Source organism: Sinorhizobium meliloti, assembly GCF_017876815.1.
In the GTDB taxonomy this organism is placed as follows: domain Bacteria; phylum Pseudomonadota; class Alphaproteobacteria; order Rhizobiales; family Rhizobiaceae; genus Sinorhizobium; species Sinorhizobium meliloti.
In genome coordinates this window covers 310,068-323,757 of the sequence record NZ_JAGIOS010000003.1, presented here as the reverse complement: position 1 = coordinate 323,757, position 13,690 = coordinate 310,068, and the positions used below count along the sequence as shown (strand labels likewise).

The following is a 13,690-nucleotide window of genomic DNA, read 5'->3' as shown; positions in this document are numbered from 1 at the left end:
TTGCCTGGGAGTCGAGATCAACAGCAAGGCTGCAGCATATACCCCCTCTGCCCGGATCCGGATGCAATCAGACCCGTTCTTCATCCAGAGCAGACGCAGCGCGCTTCGCGCACTCTCGGATCTCCACCGGACATGGATACTCGCCCCGCCGCATCAGACTGTTGAGCCGCAGGGCGCGGTAGTTTTCGGGAACGAACACGAGCCCGTGCGGAAAGCGCCTGTTGACCTTGAGCTTCGCCGTCAGCTCGCCCCGGGCAGATCGCACGAGCACCTGATCGCCGTCCGAAAGGCTGAGACCAGCGGCATCCTGAGCGCTCATCTCGATAAAAGGGTCATCTGCGACCGAATTCAGGGTTTCCGAGCGCTCGGAAACATAGCCATTGTGGAACAGGCAGTTGCCGGTGATCAGCTGGAGCACGTCCGTCACCCCAGGTGCAGACAGAGGAGCGAAGAACCCGCTTGTCCAAGGCTTCGGGGCTGACGTGGTGAAGGCACCGTCGGCACCAAGCCCTTCCCACGTCAAGCCTTCATAGGCGGGAACCAACCGGGTCATCTCCTCGAAGATGACGGTCTCGGTCGATGGCTGCAGCGGCTGCTCCCGAAGCGCCGCGATAAAGCCGAAGATCGCCAGATTGCTCCTGGCGTCAAAAGCCGGTTCGCGGAATTTGCGGAGCGCCTGGGTACGACCTTCATTGTTGGTGAACGTGCCGGATTCTTCGCCGTAACCGGCCGCAGGCAGCACGACGTCGGCCAGTCCGGCCGTATCGGTGAGAAACGCGTCCTGCACGATCAGAAGATTGGCGGCACCGAGTGCGCGCTCCACGAACTCCCGGTCGGGATAGGATATCAGCGGGTCGCTTCCGACCACATAGAGCACGCCCATCCCCCCCTTTTCGCAGAGTTCCAGCATCGCGTCGACATCGGCGCCCGGTTCGCGAGGGATCTCTGCGCCCCAGCTCCGTTCGAACTTCGTGCGTGTTGCCTCATCGGCGATGGGGCCCAGTCCCGGCAAAACTCCCGGCAGAACACCCATGTCCCAGGCGCCCATCTGATTGGCACGATCGAAGAGGAACTGCAGCGAGGGTTCCTTGCCGAGCAGGCGCAGGAGTTGCAGGAGATTGCCGAGCTGCTCGAGCGTCTTCCGCGCCAGCGGTGATCTCAGCAGATCGACGCTTACCAGGAGAGTGACGCTCCGACCTTCCTTGAGCGTTGAGACCAGACGGTCCAACGCGTCATTGGCGCCGGAACTGGCGATCGTCCCGCTGGTCTTCGCAAGGATATCGTCTGGCAAGCCCTCATCGGTTACGGCCACGAGAGCAGCCACGACCGCGGCAAGGCTCTGACCCTCGCCGCCTGGATGGGCGCGAAGGACCGCCCGGGCATCGGCATCGAGGCGCGATGGCCGCGCCGAAAGCATGAGCAAGCGGGTATGCCGCCGCCGCGCGGCATCGCGCAGGAGGTATTCGGTGACCGGGTTCTCCTCGGTCACATTGCCGCCGATGATAAGGACGCAGTCCTTGCCGATCACCTGTTCGAGAGGGTCGCGGCTGCAAAAGCTTGCCACTATGGGGACCAGAATGTCGAGGGGCGCGGACCAGCGCGACGAGCAGTCGACATTATTGGTGCGCAACACCGTCCGCATCAGCTTCTGGAACTGGTAGAGCACCTCGTTCGGCAGACGCGGCGAGATGAGCCCGCCGGCGGCCTTGCCCTCCGCTACCCCGAGGCGCTGGCGGAGAAAATCGCCCGCCTCCTCCCATGACACCGGCGTGAGCGCCCCATCGCGGCGGATCATCGGCCGCTTGATCCGATTCCGGCTCTCGATGAAGTCGAGGCCGAAGCGGCCGCGCACGCAAAGCGTTTCGCGGTTGACGCCATGTTCCCAGTCCGAGCGGACCCGCATGAACTCACCTTTGCGCGCTCCGACGGTGAGCTGGCAGCCGGTGCCGCAATGCGGGCAGATCGTGTCGGTCTCGGCGAGATCCCAGGGCCGTGCCTTGTAGCGATAGGGGAAACTCATCAGCGCGCCGACGGGGCAGACCTCGACGCAATTGCCGCACTGGTCGCAGCTTGCGAGACTCCCCTCGAAACCGGTGACGGCCGTGTCCATCCCCTTTTCGACCGTGCCCAGCGCCACCGCGCCCACGACCTCCTCGCACATGCGCACGCAGCGCTGGCACTGGATGCACCGGTTGACATTCATGATGATGACCGGGCTCAGACGGATGTCCTTCGAATGAAACACACGTTTTGGGTCGCGGAACCGGCTTTCGCCGGGTCCATACGCCATGACCATGTCCTGAAGCTCGCACTCGCCGCCCTTGTCGCAGATCGGGCAATCGAGCGGGTGATTGGCGAGCAGCATGTCGAGCATGGACGAGCGCGTTTCCTCAATTAGCGGCGTATTTGTCCGAACTACCATGCCGTCCGCTGCCACAGTGGCGCAAGCCGGCTGCAGCCGCCGCAGTCCCTCGATCTCCACCAGACACATGCGGCACGAGGCGAGTGGCGGCAGCCGCTTCCAATAGCAGAAGGTGGGGATCTCAATGCCCAGCCGCTCGGCGGCGGCGAGCACCGTGGAGCCAGCCTCGACCTCCAGCGATTGTTCGTCGATCGTAACCTTGACCATACTTCCTCCCAGACCGGCCCGGTTCCCTTTCAGTGGAAAGGGCACCTCCGCTCTTCGATGTGGGCGACGAACTCCGCGCGGAAATGCTTGAGCGCGGCCCGCAATCCCATGGCCGCACCGTCGCCCAGGGCGCAAAACGTGTTGCCGAAAATGCCCTTGCAGAGCATCTCCAACTGCTCCAGATCGCCGGTTTCACCCTCGCCTGCCTCAATGCGCCGCAGGACTTTCACGGTCCAGTCCAATCCTTCCCGGCATGGCGTGCACTTGCCGCAGGACTCATGGTGGAAGAACTCGATGATCCGCGTGGCGAGCTTGACCATGCAGGTCGAGTCGTCGATCACGACCACGCCTGCCGAGCCGAGCATCGAACCGGCGGCAGTGAGCGAGTCGAAATCCATGCTCACCTCGAGCTCGCCCTCCGGGATAACCGGCGCCGATACCCCACCGGGAATCACCGCCTTGACCTTTCGCCCCGGCAGGGGTCCGCCGGCGTGCTCCTCGACGAGCTCCCGCAGCGATATGCCCATCGGCAGCTCATAGAGGCCGGGTTTGCGAACCTGACCGCTGAGGCAGTAGAGTTTCGGGCCGGGGCTCCTGTCCGGCCCTATGCCGCGGAACCATGCCGATCCGCGCGTCACGATATGCGGCACGCAGGCAAGCGTCTCGACATTGTTGATGACAGTGGGGCTGGCATAGAGCCCGGCCACGGCCGGAAACGGCGGCTTCAGTCGCGGCTGCGCCCGCTTGCCCTCGAGTGACTCGAGCATTGCGGTCTCCTCGCCGCAGATATAGGCGCCGGCACCGCGATGGATGTGGACCATGAAATTGAAGTCCGAGCCAAGAATGCCGATGCCCAGATAGCCGTTTTCATGTGCCTCGGCGATCGCCTGTTCCATGCGGCGTATAGCCGTCACATATTCTCCGCGAATGTAGACGTAAGCCGTCTCGGCTCCGATTGCATAGGCGCTGACCGCCAGCCCCTCGATGAGCTGATGCGGGTCACGCTCCATGATGATGCGGTCCTTGAAGGTGCCGGGTTCCCCTTCATCGGCATTGCAGCAGAGGTATTTCGGCTTGCCGGCCGCTTTCGGCACGAAGCTCCACTTCATGCCCGTGGGGAACCCGGCACCCCCGCGGCCGCGCAGGTTGGACTCCTTGACGAGCTCGACGATCTCGTCGGGCGTATATTCGCCGAGCGCCTTCCTGAGCGCCCGGTAGCCGCCGCCGGCCTCGTACGTCGACAGCAGATGACCGTCCGGCACATCGACATTCCTGAGCAGGACAGGCTCGAACATGGCTTACTCTCCTGGCGCCGCAGCAGCGCGCTCGACGCTCGTCACCCGCTCCGCCGCGCGGAAGCTCTCCAGCAGCGCATCGAGCCGCGCGGCATCAAGGTTGCCGTGGTAATCGTCGCCGACCTGCATAACCGGAGCCATTTCGCAGGCCCCGAGACATTCGACGGTCGAAAGCGTGAACGCACCGTCCGGCGTGGTCTCGCCCTTCCTGATCCCCAGTGTCGTTTCCAGATGCGTCAGCAGCGCCTCGGATCCGCACAGCATGCAGGAGACGTTGTCGCAGAGTTGCAGGTGGAACCTGCCGATCGGTTCGGTATGGAAGAGCGTGTAGAAGGTCGCCAGTTCATAGACCCAAACGCGCTCGACGCCGAGGATTTGGGCGACCTCTTCGAGAACCGGGCCGGGCAGATGACCATGCTCCTTCTGCGCGATCATGAGCGCGGGCATGATCGCCGACCGCCGGTCGGGGTATCGTGCCGCCGCCGCCTCGATCTCTTCGCGCATCGTCATCGCGTCCGATCCTCCCTGCTACTTGTCCACCTCCGCCATCACCGGGTCGAGGCTGCCGAGCACCGCGATCATGTCGGCGAGGTAGCGTGCATTGGTGACGCCGAAGAGCGCCTGGAGATTGACGAAGGAAGGCGCCCTCACCTTCATGCGGAACGGCTTCGGCGATCCGTCGCTGATGATGTAGAAGCCGAGTTCCCCCTTGGGCGCCTCGATTACCGAATAGACCTCACCCGCGGGTACGTCGAAGCCATAGGCGGAGAGATCGAAATGCTGGATCAGGGCCTCCATCGAGCAATGCACGCGCTCTTTATCGACGGGGAAGGCGATCGTCGGAATATCGACCTGAAACGGCCCCTCCGGCATCTGCTCCATGCATTGTTCGATAAGGCGGATGCTCTCGCGCATCTCGTCGACCCGGCAAAGCCAGCGCGAATAGCAATCGCCCTCCTCGCGCGTGATGACGTCGAAGTCGAGCCGGTCGTAGATTTCATAGGGTTCGTCGCGCCGGATGTCCCAGTCGACGCCGGAGGCACGCAGGTTCGGCCCGCTCAGGCCGAGGTCGATCGCGTCCGTTGCGGAGATCACGCCGACCCCTTGCGTACGGCTGAGAAACACCCGATTGTTCTCTATCAGGCGCTCATAGTCACGGATCCGGTTCGGGAATATCTCGCAGAACTCCCGGATCTTCGGAAGGAACCCATCGGGCAGGTCCTCGCGCACCCCGCCGACGCGGCAGTAGGACGTGTGCATGCGCGCACCGGTGATCATTTCCAGGAGGTCCATGATCATTTCGCGCTCGCGCATGGCGTAAAGCAGCGCCGTCATGGCGCCCAGGTCCATAGGCAGCGCGCCGGTGATCAGGAGATGGCCGGAAATCCGTGCGAGTTCGGCCATCATGACGCGGATATATTGCGCCCGGATCGGGGCTTCTATGCCGAGCAGCTTCTCCACGGCGAGCGCGAAGGCCAGATTGTTCGAAGGCGGACAGAGATAGTCGAGTCGGTCGGTCAGCGGGAAGATCTGCGTATAGGTGAAGCTCTCCGCGAGCTTTTCTGTGCCACGGTGGAGATAGCCGATATGCGGGTCGACGCGCTCGACATATTCGCCGTCGAGTTGGAGCACGAGCCGCAGAACCCCGTGGGTGCTCGGGTGCTGCGGACCGAGATTGAGAAGCACCTCCTTGGTATTGAGCGCTTCGCCTTCCGGCCTCATGAGCTCGGTGACTTCGGTCATCTCAACTCTCCGGCGTCTAGCGGCCTCCTTGGGGTATATCGTTAGTGGCGAGGTCCGGCTGCGTCGGCGGCGGCCCCTCGGCACCGAAGGGGTTCAGCTTGTCCTTGTAGCCCCTCAAGGGGAAATCCTTCCGTTGCGGAAAGCCCTCGAAGCCTTCCCACATGTAGATGCGGCGCAGATCGGGATGCCCCTCGAAGCGGATGCCGTACATATCCCAGGCCTCGCGCTCATGCCAGTTGGCGGTTCGCCAGACTCCCGTGACAGTGGGAACATGCGGCGGCTCGCCGAGGCGGCACTTGATGCGAACACGCCATTTGTTCTTCAGCGAATAGAGATGGTAAACCGTCTCGAAGCGCGGCGTCTCGGGATAGTGATCGACGCCGCATATGTCCGAGAGGAAATCGAACTCAAGCGCCGGGTGTTCTTTCAGGAACCGACAGAACTCGACGATCTGCTCCGGTGGGACGGCAAAAGCGTAAATACCATGCGCAGCGCCGAGATTCTCGACCGCTCCCCCGAAGCTCCCAATGATCGCCGTGAGATGGACGGGCCGCTCCCCGGTCATGATGCTATAACCCGTCCTAGGGGCGTCCCGGTAAGTGCACGGGACTTCTTGATCTTTTCCTGAAGCAGGAGAAAACCGTGCATCAGCGCCTCCGGCCGCGGCGGACAGCCGGGCACATGCACGTCGACGGGGACGAAGGTTTCCGATCCCTGCACCACGGCATAGGTGTTGTAGACTCCGCCCGAAATTGCGCAGGTCCCCATCGCAATCACCCAACGCGGTTCCGGCATCTGGTCGTAAAGCCGCCGCACGACGGGCGCGAATTTCCGAGTGACTGTGCCGGCAATGATCATCACATCGGACTGCCGCGGAGAAGGCCGGAACACCACGCCGAACCGGTCGAGGTCGTAGCGCGCGCAACCGGCCGAGATCATTTCGATGGCGCAGCAGGCAATGCCGAAGGTTTCGGGCCACAGGGCCGACCTCCGGCTCCAACTGATGATGCTGTCGGCCGTGGTGAACAGTACGCTGTCGCGAATCGCGTCGTTTACTCCTGCCATTCCAGCGCCCCCTTCAGCCAGGCATAGGCGAAGCCCACAAGTAGCAGCAACATGAAGACGAACATCTCGATATAGCCGACGAAGCCGATCTCCTTCAGGACGACCGCCCAGGGAAAGAGGAACATCGCTTCGACATCGAAGACCACGAGGAGGATAGCGAGGATAAAGAACGGAACCCGGAAGCGCCCGCCTGCGGCCTCGCCCGCCGCTTCCATACCGCATTCGTAAGGGGCGTTCTTCTCGGGATAGGGATTGGACGGACGCAACAGCGATGAGACGAAAAGCGTCGCCGCCGCCACCAGGACTATCCCGGTAACCATAAACAGAACCGGCAGGAACTCCATTGCCGTCATAGCGTTGGCCTTGGCCAACCAGCGGCTTTTCTCAGCCGCGATCGGCCCCTTCGGAACCGGGGATGCCGGCGCCTCGATAGGCGGCCTTGGCAATCCTTTTCCTCCAAGGCGAGTCTATGCCGTCGGGCGGATCAATGCAAATCCAATTGATTAGTAATGCATGATCCGAATCGGCCCGCCTGTAGCAAACGCCGATACAGCAGCGAAAACCCGCCTTACCCGCCGAAAGCCGACTGTTGAGCAAGCCTCAGGAACCACGCCGGAAACAGGCCGATGCCGATGGTGCCGGCGGCGGTGAAGGCGAGCGTGGCGCTGACGAGCGGCGTCAACGCAGGTTCGAACGCCCTTTCCGGCTCACGCATGTAGATCACCATGACGATGCGGATATAGAAATAGGCGGAGACGACGCTGAGCAGGACTGCGATCACCGCCAGCGCGACGAAACCGCGCTCGACCAGCGCGACCAGCACATAGAACTTGGCGAAGAACCCGGCCGTCGGCGGAATGCCAGCGAGCGAGAAGAGATAAAGGAGCATCAGAAGCGCGAGTCCGGGATGGAACTTGGCGAAACCCGCGTAGTCTTCGATGACTTCGCCGGAAAAGTCGCCGTTCCGCATCATGATCACCGCGCCGAAAATGCCGAGATTCATGAAAGTGTAGATGAGCAGATAGAGCATTACGCTGGCGATCCCGTCCTGGCCGCCGGCCACCACGCCGAAAATAGCGAAACCCGCATGGGCGATGCTGGAATAGGCGAGCAGGCGCTTGAAATTATCCTGCACAAGCGCGACGAAACTGCCGAGCGCCATCGTTGCCACCGCAATGGCCGCGACGATGATCCAGGCGTTCGAGGCTTCGACAAGCGGATTGAGGAACACCCGGAGAATCACCGCGAATCCGGCCGCCTTGGGCGCGACCGACATGAAGGCGGTGATCGTCGTCGGCGCGCCTTCATAGACATCCGGCACCCACATATGGAACGGCACGGCGCCGATCTTGAAGACGAGCCCCGCAACGATGAAAACGACCGCCAGCAGCAGGGCGGGATCGAGCGGACCGCCGCTCACCGCCTCAGCCATCCGGTTCAGCTGGGTCGTACCGGTGAGCCCGTAGATGAGCGAGACTCCATAAAGGAAAATCGCCGTCGAGACCGCGCCGAGGATCACATATTTCAACGCCGCCTCGTTCGACCGCCGCTCTTTGCGCAGGAAGCCTGTCAGCACATAGGTGCAGAGCACCATCAACTCGAGACCCACATAGATCGACAGGAGGTCGATCGCCGAGGCCATGATCATCATTCCCACAAGGGCAAAGAGCAGCAGGACATAATATTCGCTCCTGCCGATCCCCTCTATCTCGGCGTATTTCCGCGACAGGAAGAAGGTCAGGATGGTCGCCAGATAAAACACCAACTTGAAGAAGACGGCGAAGCGGTCGGAAATGAACATGCCCGCATAGGCTGGCTGCATCTCGCCTGCCAGCATGAGCGTGGCTACCGCGGCGAGGAGCACGATCGCTACTGAAGCCCACAGGAGCAGATCGTCGCGTCCCTTGCGCACAAGCTCTCCGACAATCAGCAGGACGCAGGCACCGGTGACCACGATGATCTCGGGGACGCTCGCCAGGGCCCATTGGAGAAGCGCGGCAGCAGTCATTGACCACTCCCTTCACCGTGTACCTGCACCAGCAGATTTCGAACCGACGCATCGATGATCCCGAGGAACGGGCGCGGATAGAGCCCAACCCAGAGCACGAAGATGGCGAGCGGCAGGATGGCAGCGATCTCGCGGCCGTTCACGTCATGTATCTCATACTTCGCACTCACACTCGGCGGACCAAGCGCCACTTTCCCGTACATGCCGAGCAGGTAGGCGGCACTCAGCAACGCACCCACTACGGCCGCGGCGCCCGCGGCGAGGTTTGCCGCAAACCCGCCTGACAGCACCAGCAGTTCGCCCACGAAAGCGTTCGTCCCCGGCAGCGCCATCGAAGACAGGGTGAAGAGCGCAAGAAAGGCGGTATAGACGGGCGCCGCCTTCATCAGCCCGCCGTAATTCGCGATGCTGCGGGTATGCGTGCGCTCGTAGATCAGGCCCACGAACAGGAACAATGCGCCCGTCGTTATCCCGTGATTGAACATCTGCAGGATGCTGCCCTCGAGCCCGCGCAGATTCAGCGCGAAAATCCCGAGCGTCACGAATCCCATATGGCTGATGCTGGAATAGGCCACCAGCTTTTTTAGGTCGTCCTGGGCCAGAGCCAGCAGGCCGCCATAAACGATCGCAAGAGCCGAAAGCGCGAGCATGAGCGTCGAATAATAGAGCGATGCTTCCGGCAGCATCGGCAGCGAGAAGCGCAGGAATCCGTAAGCACCCATCTTCAGGAGCACGCCCGCGAGAATGATGCTGCCCGCAGTCGGCGCCTGCACATGGGCGTCCGGCAGCCACGTGTGCACCGGCACCATCGGCACCTTGACAGCGAAGGCCACCAGGAAGGCGAAGAACAGCCAGGCCTGGACGCCGAAGGGCAGATCCTGCCCCGTCAGGGCGAGTATGTCGAAGGTCTCGCCCCCCTGGAAATAGAGCACGATGACGCCGATCAGGAAGAGGATGCTGCCGGCCAGCGTGTAGAGGAAGAACTTGAACGCAGCATAGACCCGGCCTTCGCCGCCCCAGACGCCGATGATCAGATACATCGGAATCAGCATCGCTTCCCAGAAGACGTAGAACAGGAACAGGTCGAGCGCGCAGAAGACACCGAGCATCAGCGCCTGCATGACCAGCAGGCTGACCATGAACTCCTTCACCTTGCGGTCGATCGCCACCCAGGAAGCGAGCACGGAGATCAAGCTCAACAGCGCCGTCAGGAACAGGAAGAGCGCGCTGATGCCGTCGACGCCGAGCGCATAGGTGATCCCGAGCGCGGGCACCCAGGGACGGCTCTCGGTGAACTGCATTTCGTGGGTCGTCGTGTCGAAGCCTGCCAGCATCACCACGCAGAGAGCGAGATCGACAATCCCGAAACCGAGCGCAGTCCACCGCACCGCATCGTCGCTGCGCATGAACATCAGAACGGCCGCCCCGGCGACGGGCACGAAGACGATGAGGCTCAGCAGCGGGATCGACATCGCGCCCTACCTCCAGACGACCGCGAAGACGAGGATGGCCGCGATCAGACCGGCGATCATCGCCAGCACGTAATGGCTGATGACGCCGGTCTGCAAGCGCCGCAATACGCCGCCGCCTTCGAGGATCGATCGGGCGACGCCATTGACGACTCCATCCACGCCATTGAGATCGAGCCGCATCCCCGTGCGCGCCGAGCCGTGCAGGAAGGGCAGAACCGTGGTCTCCGACACGTCGCTGACCGCCTTCTCATAGCGCGCCAACGGTCTTTCTGCGAACCACATGAAGGCGCGGGCGCCCTTGCGATAGAACCAGTCGATGTCGAGACTGATCGTGTTTTCGGGATCGAGCGCCCGGAGGAAGATCACAAAGCCCAGAGCCGTGAACATCAGGATCCCGAGGCTCTCGGTCACGTGGACGCCGGTATAGGGCTCGAAATCGACAGGATAGGGCAGAAGCGCGTAGAGCGGTCCGGGGAATACGCCGATGGCAATGCAAAGCGCCGCCGCCATGCCCATCGCGGCCAGCATGTTGCCGGGCGGCTCCCGTGCCTGCAGCCCCCGGTCGGTACCGAAGAACATGTAATAGGGGAGTTTGAGCCCGGTGTGCAGGAACGTCCCGGATGACGCCATCGTCAGCGCCAGCATCACCAGCGCGCGGTGATCCTGCCCTGCAGCGGCCACCACCATCGATTTGCTGACAAAACCCGAGAAGAACGGAAATGCCGAGATCGCAAAGGCGCCGATCATATAGAGCGCCACCGTCAGCGGCATTGCCTTGTAGAGCCCGCCAAGCTCCGTGAGCTTGCGCCGGCCTGTGACGTAGATCACCGCCCCGGCGCCCATGAACAGGAGCCCCTTGTAAAGGATGTGCGCGAAGGCGTGACTGGTGGCTCCGTTCACCGCCAGCTCGGTGCCGATGCCGATGCCCGCGACCATGTAGCCCACCTGGCTGACGATATGATAGGCAAGAAGGCGGCGGCAGTCGTTTTCCAGCACCGCATAAATGACGCCATAGAGCGCCATCACCGTGCCGAGCCAGACCAGCAGTTCGATACCCGGAAACGCCCGCGCCAGCACGTAGACGGCGGTCTTGGTCGTGAAGGCGCTCATGAACACCGCCCCGGTGACGGTCGCCTCCGGGTAGGCATCGGTCAGCCAGGCATTGAGCGGCGGCACCGCCGCGTTGAGCAGGAAACCGGCAAGAATGAGGTAGGCACCCGCGCCCAAAGGGCCCTCGACCGGACCGAAGAGCAGCGAGCCTGCGGCTGCCCCATGGAGCAGAATTCCCCCGAGCAGGACGACGCCGCCGGTGACGTGGACCATAAGATACCGAAAAGCGGCGCGGATCGCCTGTCGGCCTCCTTGAGCGAAGACCAGATAAGCCGAGGCGAATGCCATGCCCTCCCAAAACAGGTAGAGGGTCAGATAGTCGCCTGCGAACACCACCCCGAGCGCGCTGCCGACATAGACGAAGGCGGCCACATGCTGGCCGGCGCCGGAAAGGTGCAATGCATAGACCGTGCCGATCAGCGCCATGATGGTGAAGACGGTCGCGAAGACGATGCTGAGCTTGTCGGCCTTCGCAACCAGAATGTCCTGGCCGAGGAACTGCGTCTCGCCATGACTGCCGGGCTCTATCGCCGTGACGGCGACGATCGCCAGTACCGGGATCAGCACGAGATAGGCTTTACGCACCGGTCCCGTTAAGAACGGGATCGGCAGAGCGCCTAGAATGAAGATGAGAGCCGGGTGGACGAAATCAATCATAGTAGTCCTCGCGCCGCATCAGCCCGGCGCGATGACCGAGAAACTTGGAAACGAAGATGAGCAGCACGCAGGAGCCGAAGCCGTACGCCGCCGGCCAGCCCGGCAGCCGCTCCCACAGGTATTCGGCGTGGTCGCGGGGAACCAGGAAGTCGGCGGCGACGATCAGGACGAGCACCAGATAGAACAGCCGCCGGCGCAACCTCGCATATTGCGCGTCACCAAAGAAATCGACGACAGGCTTGATCATCGGATCACTCCGTCCGCGAGGGTGAGGAAATAGTAGGGGAAGATGCCCATCAGCACTGATAGGATCGCGGTCGCGACCAGCGGGATCGCAACAAGCGGGATTTCGCGGACCGGCGCCCGGCTCTCCTTGGTCTCCGCCTCGAAAAAGGCGGTGTAGCTGACCGGCAGAAAATAGGCGGCATTGAGGACCGAACTTGCGAGCAGCACGGCCAGGAAAGCCATCTGTCCGGCCTCTACCGAGCCCTCCGCCAGATACCACTTGCTGACGAAACCTGCCGTCGGCGGGATGCCGATCATGCTCAGCGACGCGACGAAGAATGCCCCCATCGTCCAGGGAAGCCTCCGGCCGATGCCCGCCATGTCGCTGATGTTGCGTTTTCCGGACGCGCAATAGATCGACCCCGCGCAGAAAAAGAGCGTGATCTTGGAGAATGCATGCGCGGCGATGTGGATGATCCCGCCGACCATGGCCAGCGGCGATAGGAGTACCGCGCCCAACACGATGTAGGAGAGCTGGCTGACGGTCGAATAGGCAAGCCTCGCCTTCAGGTCGTCGCGCGTCAGCGCGTAGACCGATGCCATCAGGATGGTGAATGAGACCAAATAGGCCGTGGCGACCCCAAGGCCCAGTTCCCCGACCGTGCTGACGCCAAAAACATGAAAGATCACCCGCAGCACGCAGAAGACGCCCATTTTGACGACCGCCACGGCATGCAAGAGCGCGCTGACAGGCGTCGGCGCCACCATTGCGGCGGGCAGCCAGGCATGCATCGGCATCACCGCCGCCTTGGCGAAGCCGAACAGATAGCAGAAATAGACGACAGTGAGCAGCGTCGCCGAGGCATTGGCGCCGGTCAGCAACCCGCCCCTCACGAAGTCGAGCGACCCGGCGATGTGATAGGTCAGCGCCAAAGCAGCGAGAAGCACGCTTTTCGAAGCGCCCATCAGATAGACGAGATACTTGCGGCTGCCCCGCCATCCTTCTTCGTCCTCGTGGTGGTAGACGAGCGGATAGGTGACGAGGCTCAGCACCTCGTAGAAGATAACCAGCGTGAACAGATTTGCGGCGAAGGCGCCGCCCACTGCGGCCGCGAGGCTGGTGGCGAAGCAGGCGAAAAAGCGGGTCTGCGCGTGCTCGTGCAAGTGCCGCATATAACCGATGGAGTAGACCGCGGCCACGATCCACAGAAGCGAAGAGACAGTGGCGAATACCATGCCGAGCGCATCGGCCCGCAAAGCGACGTCGATCCCTGGCAGGACCTCGAACAACCGCAGTTCGACGGTGCCGCCGGCCAGCACCGTCGGCGCCATGGAGACGACGATCGCAAACATGGCGACCGCGGCGATCGGCGATACCGCGTCGCGGAGTTTTTCGCGCTTGTTGAGAAAGAGAATGGCGAGGGCCGCCAGTCCGGCGACGGCGACGGCGAGCAGCGGCCGGGTCGATATCACCGGGTCCAAGCCG

Annotated in this window: 12 protein-coding genes; all 12 read right to left on the bottom strand. The window is 62.6% G+C overall.

Annotated elements, in window-relative coordinates; translation table 11 throughout:
* Positions 1–67: 67 nt before the first annotated feature.
* The 12 genes from nuoG to JOH52_RS27940 all read right to left on the bottom strand — a co-directional run bounded on the left by nuoG (position 68) and on the right by JOH52_RS27940 (position 13,686).
* Positions 68–2,629, bottom strand: a complete 2,562-nt coding sequence (gene nuoG, locus JOH52_RS27995; RefSeq protein ID WP_014531478.1) for an NADH-quinone oxidoreductase subunit NuoG — start codon at positions 2,627–2,629, stop codon at positions 68–70.
* Between the two features lie 29 nt (positions 2,630–2,658).
* Complete coding sequence (gene nuoF / locus JOH52_RS27990; RefSeq protein WP_014531477.1) at positions 2,659–3,924, bottom strand: NADH-quinone oxidoreductase subunit NuoF; 1,266 nt, start codon at positions 3,922–3,924, stop codon at positions 2,659–2,661.
* 3 nt (positions 3,925–3,927) lie between these two features.
* Positions 3,928–4,434: an NADH-quinone oxidoreductase subunit NuoE gene (gene nuoE, locus JOH52_RS27985; protein ID WP_010967798.1), complete on the bottom strand. Its 507-nt coding sequence runs from the start codon at positions 4,432–4,434 to the stop codon at positions 3,928–3,930.
* A gap of 18 nt (positions 4,435–4,452) precedes the next feature.
* Entirely contained in the window at positions 4,453–5,667 is a 1,215-nt protein-coding gene (gene nuoD / locus JOH52_RS27980; protein ID WP_010967799.1) for an NADH dehydrogenase (quinone) subunit D, read from the bottom strand.
* A 16-nt stretch (positions 5,668–5,683) separates the two neighbouring features.
* Entirely contained in the window at positions 5,684–6,232 is a 549-nt protein-coding gene (locus tag JOH52_RS27975) for an NADH-quinone oxidoreductase subunit C (RefSeq protein WP_010967800.1), read from the bottom strand.
* Complete coding sequence (locus JOH52_RS27970) at positions 6,229–6,732, bottom strand: NuoB/complex I 20 kDa subunit family protein (RefSeq protein WP_010967801.1); 504 nt, start codon at positions 6,730–6,732, stop codon at positions 6,229–6,231. Before JOH52_RS27970 ends, JOH52_RS27975 begins: the two co-directional genes overlap by 4 nt.
* Positions 6,720–7,085 (bottom strand): NADH-quinone oxidoreductase subunit A, encoded by a 366-nt coding sequence (locus JOH52_RS27965; protein ID WP_010967802.1) that lies wholly within the window; start codon positions 7,083–7,085, stop codon positions 6,720–6,722. The genes JOH52_RS27970 and JOH52_RS27965 overlap by 13 nt, the downstream gene beginning before the upstream one ends.
* A gap of 215 nt (positions 7,086–7,300) precedes the next feature.
* Positions 7,301–8,740, bottom strand: coding sequence for an NADH-quinone oxidoreductase subunit N (locus JOH52_RS27960; protein WP_014528718.1), 1,440 nt, complete (start codon positions 8,738–8,740; stop codon positions 7,301–7,303).
* Complete coding sequence (locus JOH52_RS27955; RefSeq protein ID WP_014531476.1) at positions 8,737–10,212, bottom strand: NADH-quinone oxidoreductase subunit M; 1,476 nt, start codon at positions 10,210–10,212, stop codon at positions 8,737–8,739. The genes JOH52_RS27960 and JOH52_RS27955 overlap by 4 nt, the downstream gene beginning before the upstream one ends.
* 6 nt (positions 10,213–10,218) lie before the next feature.
* Positions 10,219–11,979, bottom strand: a complete 1,761-nt coding sequence (locus JOH52_RS27950) for a Na(+)/H(+) antiporter subunit D (protein ID WP_014531475.1) — start codon at positions 11,977–11,979, stop codon at positions 10,219–10,221.
* A complete protein-coding gene (locus tag JOH52_RS27945; protein WP_013845546.1) occupies positions 11,972–12,226 on the bottom strand; it encodes a hypothetical protein in 255 nt (84 codons plus the stop codon). Before JOH52_RS27945 ends, JOH52_RS27950 begins: the two co-directional genes overlap by 8 nt.
* The gene (locus tag JOH52_RS27940) at positions 12,223–13,686 is read right to left on the bottom strand and encodes a monovalent cation/H+ antiporter subunit D family protein (protein WP_014528720.1); all 1,464 of its coding nucleotides are present in this window, start codon (positions 13,684–13,686) and stop codon (positions 12,223–12,225) included. The genes JOH52_RS27945 and JOH52_RS27940 overlap by 4 nt, the downstream gene beginning before the upstream one ends.
* Between the last annotated feature and the right edge of the window lie 4 nt (positions 13,687–13,690).

Bases quoted from the DNA above. Each gene is read 5' to 3' on its own strand.
- JOH52_RS27975 (WP_010967800.1), bottom strand. From the start codon at position 6,232: ATGACCGGGGAGCGGCCCGTCCATCTCACGGCGATCATTGGGAGCTTC.
- JOH52_RS27955 (WP_014531476.1), bottom strand. From the start codon at position 10,212: ATGTCGATCCCGCTGCTGAGCCTCATCGTCTTCGTGCCCGTCGCCGGG.
- JOH52_RS27945 (WP_013845546.1), bottom strand. From the start codon at position 12,226: ATGATCAAGCCTGTCGTCGATTTCTTTGGTGACGCGCAATATGCGAGG.
- JOH52_RS27950 (WP_014531475.1), bottom strand. From the start codon at position 11,979: ATGATTGATTTCGTCCACCCGGCTCTCATCTTCATTCTAGGCGCTCTG.
- nuoF (WP_014531477.1), bottom strand. From the start codon at position 3,924: ATGTTCGAGCCTGTCCTGCTCAGGAATGTCGATGTGCCGGACGGTCAT.
- JOH52_RS27970 (WP_010967801.1), bottom strand. From the start codon at position 6,732: ATGGCAGGAGTAAACGACGCGATTCGCGACAGCGTACTGTTCACCACG.
- nuoD (WP_010967799.1), bottom strand. From the start codon at position 5,667: ATGACCGAAGTCACCGAGCTCATGAGGCCGGAAGGCGAAGCGCTCAAT.
- nuoG (WP_014531478.1), bottom strand. From the start codon at position 2,629: ATGGTCAAGGTTACGATCGACGAACAATCGCTGGAGGTCGAGGCTGGC.
- nuoE (WP_010967798.1), bottom strand. From the start codon at position 4,434: ATGACGATGCGCGAAGAGATCGAGGCGGCGGCGGCACGATACCCCGAC.
- JOH52_RS27965 (WP_010967802.1), bottom strand. From the start codon at position 7,085: ATGACGGCAATGGAGTTCCTGCCGGTTCTGTTTATGGTTACCGGGATA.
- JOH52_RS27960 (WP_014528718.1), bottom strand. From the start codon at position 8,740: ATGACTGCTGCCGCGCTTCTCCAATGGGCCCTGGCGAGCGTCCCCGAG.